Origin of the sequence: Paraburkholderia sediminicola (assembly GCF_046026895.1) — a bacterium.
GTDB lineage: Bacteria > Pseudomonadota > Gammaproteobacteria > Burkholderiales > Burkholderiaceae > Paraburkholderia > Paraburkholderia sediminicola_C.
Genome location: NZ_JAQQEU010000046.1, coordinates 17,324 through 31,094, shown reverse-complemented (window position 1 = coordinate 31,094; position 13,771 = coordinate 17,324). Strand labels below are relative to the sequence as shown.

Annotated in this window: 10 protein-coding genes; 6 read left to right on the top strand and 4 right to left on the bottom strand. The window is 64.9% G+C overall.

All coding sequences use genetic code 11. From position 1 onward, the window contains the following. Positions 1-161 precede the first annotated feature (161 nt). Together PQR02_RS26700 and PQR02_RS26695 are read left to right on the top strand one after the other, a co-directional pair. On the top strand, positions 162-638 hold the full coding sequence (locus PQR02_RS26700) for a nitrate reductase associated protein (protein WP_408238332.1): 477 nt from the start codon (positions 162-164) through the stop codon (positions 636-638). Between the two features lie 513 nt (positions 639-1,151). After that, on the top strand, positions 1,152-4,289 hold the full coding sequence (locus PQR02_RS26695) for a sensor domain-containing protein (protein WP_408238329.1): 3,138 nt from the start codon (positions 1,152-1,154) through the stop codon (positions 4,287-4,289). Between the two features lie 30 nt (positions 4,290-4,319). Here the strand turns inward: PQR02_RS26695 and PQR02_RS26690 are convergent, their stop codons facing one another. Beyond that, a complete protein-coding gene (locus PQR02_RS26690) occupies positions 4,320-4,934 on the bottom strand; it encodes a glutathione S-transferase (protein ID WP_408238326.1) in 615 nt (204 codons plus the stop codon). 160 nt (positions 4,935-5,094) lie between these two features. Here PQR02_RS26690 and PQR02_RS26685 point away from each other — a divergent pair, with 160 nt between their 5' ends. Together PQR02_RS26685 and PQR02_RS26680 are read left to right on the top strand one after the other, a co-directional pair. Further along, the gene (locus PQR02_RS26685; protein WP_408238323.1) at positions 5,095-6,030 is read left to right on the top strand and encodes a LysR substrate-binding domain-containing protein; all 936 of its coding nucleotides are present in this window, start codon (positions 5,095-5,097) and stop codon (positions 6,028-6,030) included. 123 nt (positions 6,031-6,153) lie between these two features. After that, positions 6,154-6,516: a DUF4148 domain-containing protein gene (locus PQR02_RS26680; protein ID WP_408238320.1), complete on the top strand. Its 363-nt coding sequence runs from the start codon at positions 6,154-6,156 to the stop codon at positions 6,514-6,516. A 100-nt stretch (positions 6,517-6,616) separates the two neighbouring features. Here PQR02_RS26680 and PQR02_RS26675 read toward each other — a convergent pair whose 3' ends face one another. Beyond that, on the bottom strand, positions 6,617-7,012 hold the full coding sequence (locus tag PQR02_RS26675) for an acyl-CoA thioesterase (RefSeq protein WP_149668418.1): 396 nt from the start codon (positions 7,010-7,012) through the stop codon (positions 6,617-6,619). A 287-nt stretch (positions 7,013-7,299) separates the two neighbouring features. Between PQR02_RS26675 and PQR02_RS26670 the strand changes: the two genes are divergently transcribed. Then, positions 7,300-9,186: an ABCB family ABC transporter ATP-binding protein/permease gene (locus PQR02_RS26670; protein ID WP_408238317.1), complete on the top strand. Its 1,887-nt coding sequence runs from the start codon at positions 7,300-7,302 to the stop codon at positions 9,184-9,186. A gap of 187 nt (positions 9,187-9,373) precedes the next feature. On the opposite strand, the gene murU is transcribed toward PQR02_RS26670, so the two are convergent. Continuing rightward, a complete protein-coding gene (gene murU, locus PQR02_RS26665) occupies positions 9,374-10,081 on the bottom strand; it encodes an N-acetylmuramate alpha-1-phosphate uridylyltransferase MurU (RefSeq protein ID WP_408238314.1) in 708 nt (235 codons plus the stop codon). 9 nt (positions 10,082-10,090) lie between these two features. Further along, positions 10,091-11,179: an aminoglycoside phosphotransferase family protein gene (locus tag PQR02_RS26660; RefSeq protein WP_408238311.1), complete on the bottom strand. Its 1,089-nt coding sequence runs from the start codon at positions 11,177-11,179 to the stop codon at positions 10,091-10,093. A 222-nt stretch (positions 11,180-11,401) separates the two neighbouring features. Between PQR02_RS26660 and PQR02_RS26655 the strand changes: the two genes are divergently transcribed. After that, positions 11,402-13,768, top strand: a complete 2,367-nt coding sequence (locus PQR02_RS26655) for an LPS-assembly protein LptD (RefSeq protein WP_408238308.1) — start codon at positions 11,402-11,404, stop codon at positions 13,766-13,768. Positions 13,769-13,771: the final 3 nt, after the last annotated feature.

The window sequence follows — 13,771 nt, the reverse complement described above, 5'->3', positions numbered from 1 at the left end:
CTCCTTTGATGCCGCGCGAGCGTGCCCATTGACATGAGCATGGCCCTACGGGGCTGCGCGGCTTGCGGCGCTGCCCAGCCATGCCCGCCCTTGCGCAAATAAGGTTCTAAAATACCTCAAGCTGCGCTCGCGCGCTGTCCGCCATCAGGAGGAGCACTGTCATGGGACTCAACGAAGCACCGCTTCTGTTCAACTTCGAGGTCAAGTCTTCGGAGAATTTCACCTATATCCCGATGTCGGTGCGCTTTAACCTCGACCGCTTCGGGCTGCGCATCACGCTCGCGCAGTGGCAGTTGCTGCCGCTCGAAGACCGCAAGCTGCTGGCGCGCTTCCCGGTCGAGGAAGACGCGGAGATCGAGCCGAATTTCGATCACGCGCTGTTCGAAATGCTGCGCACCCACGCGAATGTCGAGCCGGAGTGGTTCACGCCCGAGGAGGCGCCGGCCTGGCGTTGCACGGATAGCGTGCCGGACGGCGTCGCGCTTCATGCGGGGCTGGCGGGGCTCGCCACGCCGAGCGTCGCCCACTGGGCCGAGCTTGCGCCGTTCAAGCGCTACGTGCTCGCCAAGCTGTCGCGCAAGCCGGAGGTGAGTCACGACTTCGTGCCAGCGATGAAGGAATTTGGTGCGGCCGGCTAGGTGCGGCCGGCTAGGTGCGGCCGGCTAGGTGCGGCCGGCTAGGTGCGGCCGGCTAGGTGCGGCCGGCTAGAGCAATGGGCCAGGTGCGACCGGCGAGATGAGAGCGTCCACGCAAGGCCGGGGCTACGTCAGACCGGCCAAATGGGACCGGCCAGCAGCGGCTGGTCAGGCGCGGCAGTTCAGTTCCGGCAGGTTAGCCAAGTCAGTCCCGGCAGGTAGATACGCCAGTTCACAAACGGCGTTGAATTCCGGCAAGTCACGCGCTCGATCACCGATCACGTACGGCGCCGCTCCCCGGACTCGTTAGCCACGCCTATCACAGTCCGGCAGCCCGCAGGCCGACCAACTACCGCACCCCATCCCTTACGCTTTTTTTCACTCCCCACCCTCAACCCGCTCCGAACGCTGCCGTTATCCATAGGTTGGCGCGTAAAAAGACTCGCATCGATGCGGCCCGACGCACCGAAAGCGACCGCGCGCTCCCGCCCTCGGAACGATTGACGTTCGGAATCCATGACTCCTTTTTTATCGAAGCGGCTGCTGATCAACGTAGCGGTCGTCGTAGCCGCGGTCGGGGCGAACGCGTTCGTCGCCTACACGCAGATTTGCGGCCAGCGCGACGCCGCCGAGCGCATGCTGCGTTCGACGAGCGTGCGCCAGCACATCGACGGCTACCACCTGGCGCTCGAGGGGGCGCTGGCCGCGCTCGGCCGTTTCGAGGCATCGGGCGAGCCGGTGCCGGTCAATGCGGCCGCTGCGATGGCGACATCGCTCGCCGGTCTGGAGCGTGAACTGCGTCAGGAACTCGCCGGCGAGCCGCACATGCTCGACGCGCTGGCCAGGCTGAGCGCGGACAGCCACGCGCTGCAACGCGACATCGACGACGCGCTGTTGAAAAGCGCGGCCACGACCGCGGCCGTCAGCGCCGCCGCCACCGAACCGAATGCGTCGCGCGCCTGGGCCGCGTCGACGTACACACGCCTCGGTCTCGAACTCGATCGCGTGGAAGACGCGCTGGCCGCGCTGCGCAGCGACGAAGACCAGGCGTTGCAGCGGGCGCTCGCGGTCTCGGCGAGCGATACGCGGCGCGCCATGTTCCTGCTGATCGTAACGATGCTGACCGGCAGCGCGCTGTTGATCTTCACGTTCGGCGCGCGCGAGAGCAGAGCGCGCGAAAAGCTGCGCACGGTCCGCGCGCTCGGCCGCAACGACGAGCGCTTTCGCGGCCTGTTCGACGACCACCCGGTGCCGATGTATGTCTTCGATCGCGAGACGCTGCGGTTTCTCGCCGTCAACGCGGCTGCGATCCAGCAATATGGCTATACGGAAAACGAATTCCTCGGCATGACGATTCGCGCGATCCGCTCGCATGCCGAGATCGCGCGTCTCGAATCGTATCTGCAACGCGCGGGCGCGGTGCCGCGCGGCCGTACGATGGCGGGCATCTGGCATCACCGGCGCAAGGACGGTTCAATCATCAGCGTCGACGTGTCGTATCACCCGCTGAACTTTGTGGGCCGCGCGGCGCTCTTCGTGCTGGCCGACGACGTCACCGACCAGATCAAAGCCGAAGCCGAAGCGCAGCGGTCCAATCAGATGCTCGAAGCGGTGATCGACAACATTCCGCAGCGCATTTTCTGGAAGGATCTGAGCTCGCGCTATCTCGGCTGCAACATGGCGTTCGCGCGCGATGCGGGGCTCGCGTATCCCGAGCAGGTGGTGGGCAAAAGCGACGCCGATCTGCCGTGGCGCGCGTTTGCCGAGTTGCTGAGCGACCACGACAAGGAAGTGGTCAGCACCGGCGTGCCGAAGATGAACTTCGAAGTCGACGTGGTGATCGACGGCGTGCACCACACCACGGTCACCAGCAAGCTGCCCTTCACCGACGGCGGGGGGCGCGTGATCGGCGTGCTCGGGTCGTACACGGACATCACCGAGCGCAAGCGCGCCGATCTCGCGTTGCGTCTGCAAAGCCGCGCGCTCGACGCGAGCGTCAACGCGATCCTGATCACCGCGCCGTCGCCCACGGGTAATCTGATCGAATACGTGAACCCGGCGTTCATGCGCATCACCGGTTACGATCCCGCCGAAGTGATCGGCCACGATTGCCGCGTGCTGCAACGCGACGACCGCGACCAGGAGGGCGTCGCGCTGATCCGCCAGGCGCTGGCGGCCAATCGCGAAGGGAGCGCGGTGGTGCGCAACTATCGCAAGGACGGCGCGCTGTTCTGGAATCAGTTGTTCATTGCACCCGTGCCGAACGCCGAAGGCGTGATCACGCATCACATCGGCGTGATCAACGACGTGACCGATCTGATCCGCTACCAGGAACAGCTCGAATACCAGGCGAACTACGACGGCCTCACGCGCCTGCCGAATCGCAACCTGCTGCGCGACCGGCTGGAGCATGCGCTCGTCATCGCGCAACGCAGTCACAAGGGCGTCGCGGTCGTATTTCTCGATCTGGACGGCTTCAAGAACGTCAACGACAGCCTCGGCCATAGCGTCGGCGACCGTCTGCTGCGCGTGGTCGCCGAGCGGCTCGCGCGCTGCTCGCGCACCAGCGACACGGTGGCGCGGCACGGCGGCGACGAGTTCGTGATCGTGATGACCGATACCGTCGACGAACAGTCGTTGATCGCGTGGATGGAGCGGGTGCGCACGTCGATCTCGGAGCCGGTGTGGCTCGACGGCACCGAGCTGTACGTGGGTTGCAGCATGGGCGCGAGCCTCTTCCCGCAAGACGGCGAGGACGCCGAAACGCTGATGAAGAAGGCCGACCTCGCGATGTATCGCGCGAAGGACATGGGCCGCAATACGTTCCAGTTCTATCAGCCGGAGATGAACGCGAGCGCGGGCGCGCGGCTGAGTCTCGAACGGCGCCTGCGTCGCGCGTTGCGCGACAACGAGTTCCTGCTGCACTACCAGCCACAGGTGGATATTCTCAGCGGACAGATTGTCGGCATCGAGGCGCTGGTGCGCTGGCGCGATCCGGAGGTGGGCTTGGTGCTGCCGTCGGCGTTCATTCCGTTGGCGGAGGAGAGCGGTCTGATCGGCCCGCTGTCCGAGTGGGTGCTGCGTGAAGCGTGTCGCCAGAACAAGGCCTGGCAGGACGAGGGCTTGCCGCCGACGCGGGTGTCGGTGAATCTGTCGGCGCGGGTGTTCCAGCAACGCAATATCACGAAGCTCGTGATGCAGGTGCTGACCGAGACCGGCCTCGAACCGAAATATCTCGAACTGGAGCTGACCGAGAGCGCCATCATGCGCAACGCCGAAGAAGCGGTGTTGATGCTCAACGAACTGCACGCGCTCGGTATCGGTCTCGCGATCGACGATTTCGGCACCGGCTATTCGAGCCTCAGCTATCTGAAGCGCTTCCCGGTGGACCGGCTGAAGATCGACCGCTCGTTCGTCGCGGACATCGGCCTGTCGGGCGACGACGAGACGATCACATCGGCGATCATCGCGCTCGCGCATTCGCTGAAGCTGAACGTGATCGCGGAAGGTGTGGAAACGTCGGCGCAGCTCGACTTCCTGAAAGAGCGCGCGTGCGACGAGATGCAGGGGTTCTACTTCGCGAGGCCGCTGTCGACGGATGCGATCTCCGAGTTGCTGCAAGGGGGCGTGGCGCGGGAGCTGGAGACGGCCTGATCGGCCGCCCCGGCCCCCGGGCGCGTCCACTCACACCGCCGGCGTGCTCCGGAACACCGGCAGCTCCTCCGCGAACGCGGAAAACGCCTGCAAGTGCGGGTACGCCGCTTTGTTGACGATCTCCGGCAACATCATCTGCGTGAAATGCCAGCCGACCGCGATGGTCACGTCGGTCGCGTCGAACGGGTCCTGCCCGGTCGGGAGCGCGGCGGCCGAAAGTTCGCGTTCGAGTTCCGCGTAAGCGGCGAGCAATTGCGCGCGCACGCGCTCGACCCACGGCTCATGCTGCTTGTCGGCCGGCCGCAGATTGCGCTCGTAGACGATCTGCACCGTCTTCTCGCACGCGGCGAGCGCGAGCCCCGTGAGGCGGGCCGCGCGCAGTGCGTCGTCGGGGCGGGTGGGGAATAGCCGCTGCCCCGGCCCGGCGAGCGTCGCCAGGTACTGGAGAATCAGCGTCGAGTCCATGACGGTGAGGCCGTTGTCGGCGATCAGCGTCGGCGCCTTGACGACCGGGTTGATTTTCGCGAACTGGTCGTAGGTGCTGAAAACCGAAATTGACTCGTGTTCGAAATCGAGCTTCAGCAATTTGAGGCAGATAGCGACTCGCCGCACGTAGGGCGAATCGAGCATTCCGATCAATTTCATCTCTTTCCTGTTAGAAGTTCTATCATCGCGCGCCGCTGGGCCGACGGGTCCGGCGATTGCGCGCCGACGCGAATTGTGCGCGCGCCAAGCCGATAGATTAGACGCCCCGGCGCGCCAAAAAAAGCGACAATTACCGACGGTTTCCGTCAGAATTCCTAACATGAAACCGATCCCGCCTTTGACCGCGCTGCGCTGCTTCGAGGCCGTCGCCCGCCTGGGCGGCGTCACCCAGGCCGCGCGCGAATTGCATGTGACCCACTCGGCGGTGAGCCAGCAGATCAAGGTGCTCGAAGATGCGATGGGTGTCACGCTGTTTATCCGCGAGGCGCGCGGGCTGCGGCTCACGGAGGAAGGACGGCTGTACGCGCTCGACATCCGCGCGGCGCTGCGCGACATCACCCAGGCGACGCGCCGCGCGCAGGCGCGCCCCGACGACAGCGAACTGGTGATCTCGACGGTGCCGTCGTTCGCGCAGCACTGGCTGGTGCCGCGCCTCGCGAGCTTTCGCGACGCGCACCCGTACTACCGGCTGCGTCTAGTGACCAGTCTGCAGGTCGAGGATTTTCGCCAGGGCGTGAGCGATATCGGCATCCGCATGGGGCAGGGGCATTGGCCCGACGTCGCGCAACAAAAACTGTTCGACGACGACATGGTGGTGGTCGCGGCGCCGCATTTCGCGCTCGGGCCGAATGGCCGCTTGCCGGTGACCGCGGCAGACGTGCTCGCCTGTCCGCTGATCTCCAGCCCCGACGCACCGTGGACCGACTGGTGTCAGGCGGCGCAGGTCGCGGCGCCCGCCGCCCGCGCCGTGGTGCTATCGGCGAACGACTCGAACATCGTGATCGGCGCGGTTTTGCTCGGGCAGGGCGTCGCGCTCGAACGGCGCAGTCTGGTCGCGCATGCATTGGCGCAACGCGCGCTGGTGCAGATCACGGATATTCGCGTGCCGTACCGCTATCCATACTGGCTTGTGTGGCAGCAGCGCGAGGTGCTCAATGCCGGGCAGGCGCCTTTCGCGCAGTGGATCGAAGGCCAGGTCGACGCTTATTTGCGTGGCGGCGGTTCGCCGACGACGGCGCCGGTTCGCGCCGCCTAGGCCTCGCGCTGGAGGATCACGGCGGTTTGCGCGGGCGCTTCGGTCGGCTATATTCGTGGTTCCTATCGCCGGCTTTGCAGGGAACCGCGAAGCTAGCGATTCGCCAATCCGACTGGAGAAAACATGATGTCTTCACCTGCAAGGAAACGGGCTGTGTTGCTGGCATCGTTGGTGATCAGTGTGGCGTGCGCGGCGCCGGCGTTCGCGCAAACCGGCGGCGGGGGCGGCGGCCCGGCCGGCGCTGATTCGGATGCAGCCAAGCCGATGGCCGCGTCGAAACCGGCAGCCACCACCAAGGCCGAGCAAAAGGCCGAGCAAAAGGCCGAGCAAAAGGCCGCGCGCAAGCAGGCGCGGGAGAGGAAAAACGCGGAGCTGAAACAACTTGAGGCGCACGGCTATCAACCGTCGCGCAACGATCCGAATTATCCGACCGACATTCAGAACGCGCAGAAGAAGGCGGGCATTGGCGCGGCAGCGAGCCAGTAAAGCGCTGCGCGCCGCGTGCGCTCACCCATCCGGGTAGCACGTGTAAAACGGAACGAGGCGCCTTGGCGCCTCGTTTTCCTTGCGTGGCCGCAGAGCCTCTTCAATCGAGCACGGGCAGCGCGCGCGGGCGGCGGTCGCTGTCGGTGGCGACGTAGGTGAGGGTCGCCTCGGTGACCTTCACCAGGTCTTCGGTGAGGCTCATGCGCTGCGCGTAGACCTCGACCGACACCGTCACCGACGTATTGCCCGTCTTGACGATATCCGCGTAAAAGCTCAGCAGATCGCCGACGAACACCGGCTGCTTGAACACGAACGAATTGACCGCGATGGTCGCCACCCGTCCGTTGGCGCGCCGGCTCGCCGGAATCGAGCCGGCGATATCCACCTGCGCCATGATCCAGCCGCCGAACACGTCGCCGTGGACATTCGCGTCCGACGGTTGAGGCATGACGCGCAGCGCGCAAGGCTTGGACGGCAGTTGAAGAAGATCGGTCATCGGGACACCCTTGAGAAACGTATTGGCTCGGTCGGCTCGCGCAGCAGGCGGCAATTTCACGACGACTGCGGCGGGCGGCGGGCGGCGGGAAACCCGGCCATCCGGCACGGCCGACAGCCCATGAAAAGCGGCGCCAGCCGGCTTCTGCGACAATAGAAAGATCAGGAATTGTACGGGAAAGCGCCCAGCGGGGTCGCGCGACAAAGCAGTGTGCCGGATCGGCATGCCGCGCTCGGCGCGCCGCTGCGAACTCCGGCATCTCCACCCTCTCCCCCTTGCAGACCCCCATGCGCCGCCCGTCCTCGTCCGAACCCTCGCCGATCTCCACCCAGCCTCGCAACGACTGGCAGACGATCCTCTCGCTGCTGCCGTACCTCGCTACCTACAAATGGCGGGTCGGTTTCGCGCTGAGTTGCCTGATCGGCGCGAAGGTCGCGAATCTCGGCGTGCCGATCGTGATGAAGCGCATCGTCGACAGCCTCGCGTCGGTGCAGCATCTGACCGCGCTCGGCCGCGCGCACGACTCGCCGGCCATTGTGCTGCTGGGCGGCGTCGGGCTGCTGGTGGTCGCCTATGCGGTGGTGCGGCTGTCCACGTCGCTCTTCACCGAACTGCGTGAGATTCTCTTTTCGAAAGTGACCGAGAGCGCGGTGCGGCAACTGGCGCTGAAGGTGTTTCGCCATTTGCATGCGTTGTCGCTGCGGTTCCATCTCGAACGGCAAACGGGCGGCATGTCGCGCGACATCGAACGCGGTACGCGCGGCATCACGCAACTCATTTCCTATTCGCTGTACAGCATTCTGCCGACGCTGGTCGAAGTCGGCCTCGTGCTCGGGTTTTTCGTCGTCAAATACGAGGCGTATTACGCGATCGTCACGTTCATCGCGCTCGCGGTGTACATCGTCTTCACGGTGAAGGTGACCGAGTGGCGCACGCATTTTCGCCGCACGATGAACGATCTCGATTCGAAGGCGAACTCGCGCGCGATCGACTCGCTGCTCAACTACGAGACCGTCAAGTACTTCGGCAACGAAGCGTGGGAAGCGAGCCGCTACGACGAAAATCTCAGGCGCTATCGCACGGCGGCGATCAAATCGCAGCGCTCGTTATCGGCGCTGAACTTCGGACAGCAGGCGATCATCGGCACGGGGCTCGTGTTCATTCTGTGGCGCGCGACGCAAGGCGTGATGGCCGGACGCCTCACGCTCGGCGATCTGGTGCTGATCAACACCTTCATGCTGCAGCTTTATATTCCGCTGAATTTCCTCGGCGTCGTGTATCGCGAGCTGAAGCAGAGTCTCACCGACATGGACCGCATGTTCACGCTGCTCGGCGCGAGCCAGGAAGTGCCCGATCTCGCCGATGCGCCGGCATTGCGGGTGAGCGGCGCACAGGTACGCTTCGAGCACGTGAACTTCGCGTACGAGCCGGCGCGCCAGATTCTGCACGACGTGAGCTTCACGATTGCCGCGGGCACCACGACGGCGGTGGTCGGCCATAGCGGTTCGGGCAAATCGACGCTCGCGCGGCTGATATTTCGTTTCTACGATCTGGACCGCGCCACGGGCGGCGCGATCGTCATCGACGGTCAGGATATTCGCGACGTCACGCAGGATTCGCTGCGCGCGTCGATCGGCATCGTGCCGCAGGATACGGTGCTGTTCAACGATTCGATCTACTACAACATCGCTTACGGCAGGCCGTCGGCGACGCGGGAAGAAGTGATCGCGGCGGCGCGCGCGGCGCATATCCACGACTTCATCGAAGGGCTGCCGAAGGGCTATGAGACGCCGGTCGGCGAGCGGGGGCTGAAATTGTCGGGCGGCGAGAAGCAGCGCGTCGCGATTGCGCGGACAGTCCTGAAAAATCCGCCGATCCTGCTGTTCGACGAAGCCACCTCCGCGCTCGATTCGCGTTCCGAGCGCGCGATCCAGCACGAACTCGATCAGATCGCCCGCGAGCGCACGACGTTGATCATCGCGCACCGGCTCTCGACGGTGGTGCACGCGCAGCAGATCATCGTGATGGACAAGGGGCGCATCGTCGAGCGCGGCACGCATGCGCAATTGCTGAGCGCGAACGGCCTGTTCGCGCAGATGTGGGCGTTGCAGCAGCGCGCGGCGGCGGCGCCGGAGCTGGTGGAAACGGCGGGGGCGGGGGATGGCGGACGATGAGCGGGCCGCGCTGTGTTGGCTTGCTTGCGGAAGGCGCGAGGCGGCTGGAGTAGCGAGCGCTGCAGGTAGACGCTGACCGCGCGTTCGAATGCCGGGCGCGAACGTGTGGCGTTGCACATCGAGCACAGCGCCGCACGATGCCGGCGCTCTGCTCGACGCTTTCGGAGTGACCCCCGACTCGCTGCGCTCAGCGCGCGCTCAACCGTTGATCCAGCGCCTGCAACTGCTCAGGCGTGCCGACGTTCTCCCATAAGCCTTCGTACAACTCGCCGCTCGCGAGGCCGCGCGCAATCGTCTCACGGTAATACGGCGTGAGCGCGCGCCGGGTGCCGCGCGGCAGATCGCGGAACATGCGCGTGTCGTAAAGCCCGATGCTGCCGAACGTCAGGCGGGGCTGTGCGTCGAGCGACAGCACGCCGTCAACCAGACCGAAGTCGCCGTGCGGATGAAACGCCGGATTCGGCACCATCACCAGATGCATGCCCGGCTCGGAGAGCCTCTTCAGGGTGTCGGCGCGAGCATTCAGCGTCGCGTAATCGAAATCGGCGTACACATCGCCGGCGACTGCCGCGAACACTTCGCTCGCGCCGTCGTCTTCCAGCAGCGGCAACGCTTGCACGATGCCGCCCGCCGTCTCCAACGCCTCGTGTTCAGCCGAGTAGCGCAATTCGACCTGCCAGCGCGAACCGTCGCCGAGCGCGGCTTCGATCTGCGCGCCGAGCCATGCATGATTGATCACGATGGTCTGGAAGCCGGCCCGCGCGAGCCGTTCGATCTGCCAGACGATCAGCGGTTTGCCTCCCACCCGGAGCAACGGCTTGGGACAGGCGTCGGTCAACGGACGCATGCGGTCGCCGCGGCCCGCGGCGAAAATCATCGCTTTCTTCAAGGACATTGTTGTTGGTCAGAACGTGTAGCCGACTTCATTCGCGCGGCCTTCGAGATCGTCGAGCAGCTTGGCGAACGGGCGCAGCGGGGCGTAGCGTTCGGCCACCTTGCGCGCATAGCCGATGAAACGCGGCAGATCCTTCATGTAATGCGGTTTGTTGTCCCGGTAGTTGATCCGGCAGAACAGCCCCAGCACCTTGATGTGCCGTTGCAGCCCCATCCATTCGATCTGGCGGTAGAACTCGCCGAAATCGGCATCGACGGGCAAGCCGGCCTTTTTCGCGCGCTCCCAGTAGTACACGAAGCAATCCAGTTCGAACTCCTCGTCCCAGCCGAGGAACGCGTCGCGTAGCAGCGACGCGACGTCGTACGTGATCGGGCCGTACACCGCGTCCTGGAAGTCGAGCACGCCGGGGTTGGCGGCGGGATGTCGCGGATCCGGCGCGGCAACCACCAGATTGCGCGGCATGAAATCGCGCAGCATGAACACTTGCGGCTGCGCGCGCGCGCTCGCGATCAGCAGCGCGAACGTGCGATCGAGCAGCCCGCGTGTCTTGTCGTCGAGCTCGCGGCCCAGGTGCCGGCCGATGAACCACTCCGGCATCAACTCCATCTCGCGGCGCAGGAACGCTTCGTCGAACGGCGGCAGCACGTTTTCGCGCGAACCCAGCTGCCAGCGGATCAGCGCGTCGAGCGCGTCGCGCATCAGCGTACGGGCGCGGCGCGGGTCGTTCGCCTGTTGCGCGTCGATCAGCGCGCCGAGGTACGACGCGGTGCCCAGATCGGTGACGAGCATCAGCCCGGCGTCGAAATCGACCTCCAGCACGCGCGGCACGTGCACGCCGGCCGCATCGAGCAGTCCGGCGATCTGCACGAATTCGCGGCACTTTTCGGGCGGCGGGGCATCGACGGCGATCAGGGTGGCGGCGCTTTCGCCTTCCGCGGCCTTACCGGCGAGCCGGAAATAGCGGCGGAAACTGGCATCGGACGAAGCGGGGGCAAGCGTGTCGAGCTGCAGCGCATAGCGCGCCGCGTGGCCTTGCAGCCAGGCTTTGAGCAGTTCGAGGCGGATATCGGTGGTGTCTTGGGAAGGGGGGAGCGTCATGAAAACCGGCGGCAAATTCAGAGGGGCAACGTCTTGCCATATAATACCCCACGACTTTTTTGACGCGACTCACGCCAGCTTTCGCGTGTTCCGCTTTACCGCCCGCCTCATCGTTCGACAGATTGTAAATATTGATGTACAGCCGACTGTCACGGTCGGGGTGTGCAGGCGGTGGATCGTGACTGCAAAAGCTGACGGACGGGCCGATTCGCCAAACGATACATGCCGCCTAGACAGCTTTCCCAAACGACTCCCTCTTGTGCCGTAGTGCCGCGCAAAAGGCGGCTCGTCGCGGCGTTGATCGCCGCTCCGGGCCTGATGCCCGCGCTTGCGCACGCCCAGCTGGTGGGGGAAGCCGCGCAGCCGCAACCTATCAACGCGCCCTGGGGCATGCGGCTCGACCCGCAGCTCGAAGAACATCCGCTGCAGACCGGCCAGAGGCCGGCCACGTTCGTGCTCGGCGACAGCGCGAGCGGCACCATCGACCAGGACCTGGCGGCCAAGGGTTCGGCCGAAGTGCGCCGCAATACCGCCGTCATCAAGGCCGACGCGCTGCACTACGATCAGGACACCGACATGGCCGACGCGTACGGCCAGGTGCACGTGATCAACAGCGGCAATACCTTCATCGGTCCCGAAGCGCATCTGCGCGTGGATTCGACCGAAGGCTTCATGACCTCGCCGAAATACCACTTCAACCTGACGGGCGGCTCGGGCAGCGCGGAGCGCGTCGACCTGCTCGACTACGAACGCTCGGTGTTCACGAAGGGCACTTACACGGCGTGCGCTTGCACGGACAACCCGGCGTGGTACATCAAGGGCAGCGAGTTCGACTTCGACACCGGCGCGGACGAAGGCGTCGCGTACAACAGTGTCCTGTTTTTCCAGGGCGTGCCGGTGTTCGCGTCGCCGTGGCTGTCGTTCCCGCTGTCGGGCGCTCGGCGCAGCGGGCTGTTGCCGCCCACGTTCTCGCTGAGTTCGACCAACGGCTTCGAACTGTCGGTGCCGTATTACTTCAACATCGCGCCGAATCGCGATCTGTTGGTCACGCCGCGTCTGATCTCAAAGCGCGGTGTGCAGTTGCAGAGCACGTTCCGCTATCTGTCGCCCACGTATTCCGGCTCGATCACCGGCGAGTTCCTGCCTGACGATCACCTGACGCATACGAACCGCTACGCGCTGTACATCCAGCACAACCAGAACTTCGGCAACGGGTTCGGCGGCTACATCTACTACAACAAGGTCTCGGACAACACCTATCCGGAAGACCTGTCGTCGTCGGTCAATCAGTTCATGAACGGCACCCAGCTCCTGTATCAGCAGGAAGCCGGGTTGACCTACAACAACGGCCCGTGGTCCGTGCTCGCGCGCGAGCAGCACTGGCAGACGCTGGAACCGTCGGTCGCGCCGTATGGCCGCGAGCCGCAGTTAAACGTGAAGTACGCGAAGTACAACGTCGGCGGTTTCGATTTCGGCACCGAGGCCGACTACACGAACTTCCGCATCACCACCGCGGACGTGACCGAAGGCCAGCGGGTGCTGTTCAACCCGTATTTGTCGTATTCGGTGGTCGGGCCGGGCTATTTCGTCACGCCGAAGGTGCAGTGGCACTTCGCGTCGTACAACCTGAACAACATCGGCACCGATCTGCCGGCCGGTTCGGCGAAGAATTTCACCGAATCCATCCCCACGTTCACGTTCGACACGGGGCTGGTTTTCGAGCGTTCGGTGCGCGTGTTCGGCGCGGATTACATCCAGACGCTGGAGCCGCGGCTGTACTACGTGTACACGCCGTATCGCAACCAGAACAACGCGCCGCTGTTCGACACCGCCGACTCCGACTTCGGTCTGGCGGAAATCTTCACGCCGAACACCTTCGTCGGTAATGACCGGATCGCCGACGCGAACCGTCTGACCGCCGCCATCACCACGCGCTTCATCAACCCGGCCACGGGCGACGAACGCGCGCGCTTCGTGATCGCGCAGCAGTACTTTTTCCAGGATCAGCGCGTCACGCTGGAGCCGACCCAGACCAGCACCCAGGCCACGCACTCGGACCTGATCGCGGGCGCGTCGATCAAGCTCGGCGCCGGTTTCGCTTCGGAAACGGCGTTCCAATATAATGCCGACAACAATCAGCTGGTGAAGACGAGCGTCGGCTTCGGGTTCAGTCCGGCGAGCGGCAAGGTGATCAACGTCGCGTATCGCTACACGCGCGCGAACACCACGCTCGACAACCAGCCGATCAACCAGGTGCTGGTTTCGGGCCAATGGCCGCTGACGCACCGGGTGTACGGCGTCGCCCGGTTTAATTACGACCTGAACGGCCATCGGATCGTCGACGGCCTGATCGGCATGCAATACGACGCCGACTGCTGGACGCTCGGCGCCGGCCTCCAGCGCTATGCGAACGGTCTGAACACCTCGGGGCAGACTCAGTCGAGCACGCGGTTTCTCGCGCAGTTGACGTTCAAGGGCTTGTCGAGCGTCGACAACGGGCTGATGACCGCGTTCCGCAGCAGCGTGGCGGGCTATACGCCGTTGCCCCCGCCGCCGCCGCCGGAGTCGCGTTTCACCAATTACGAATGACGT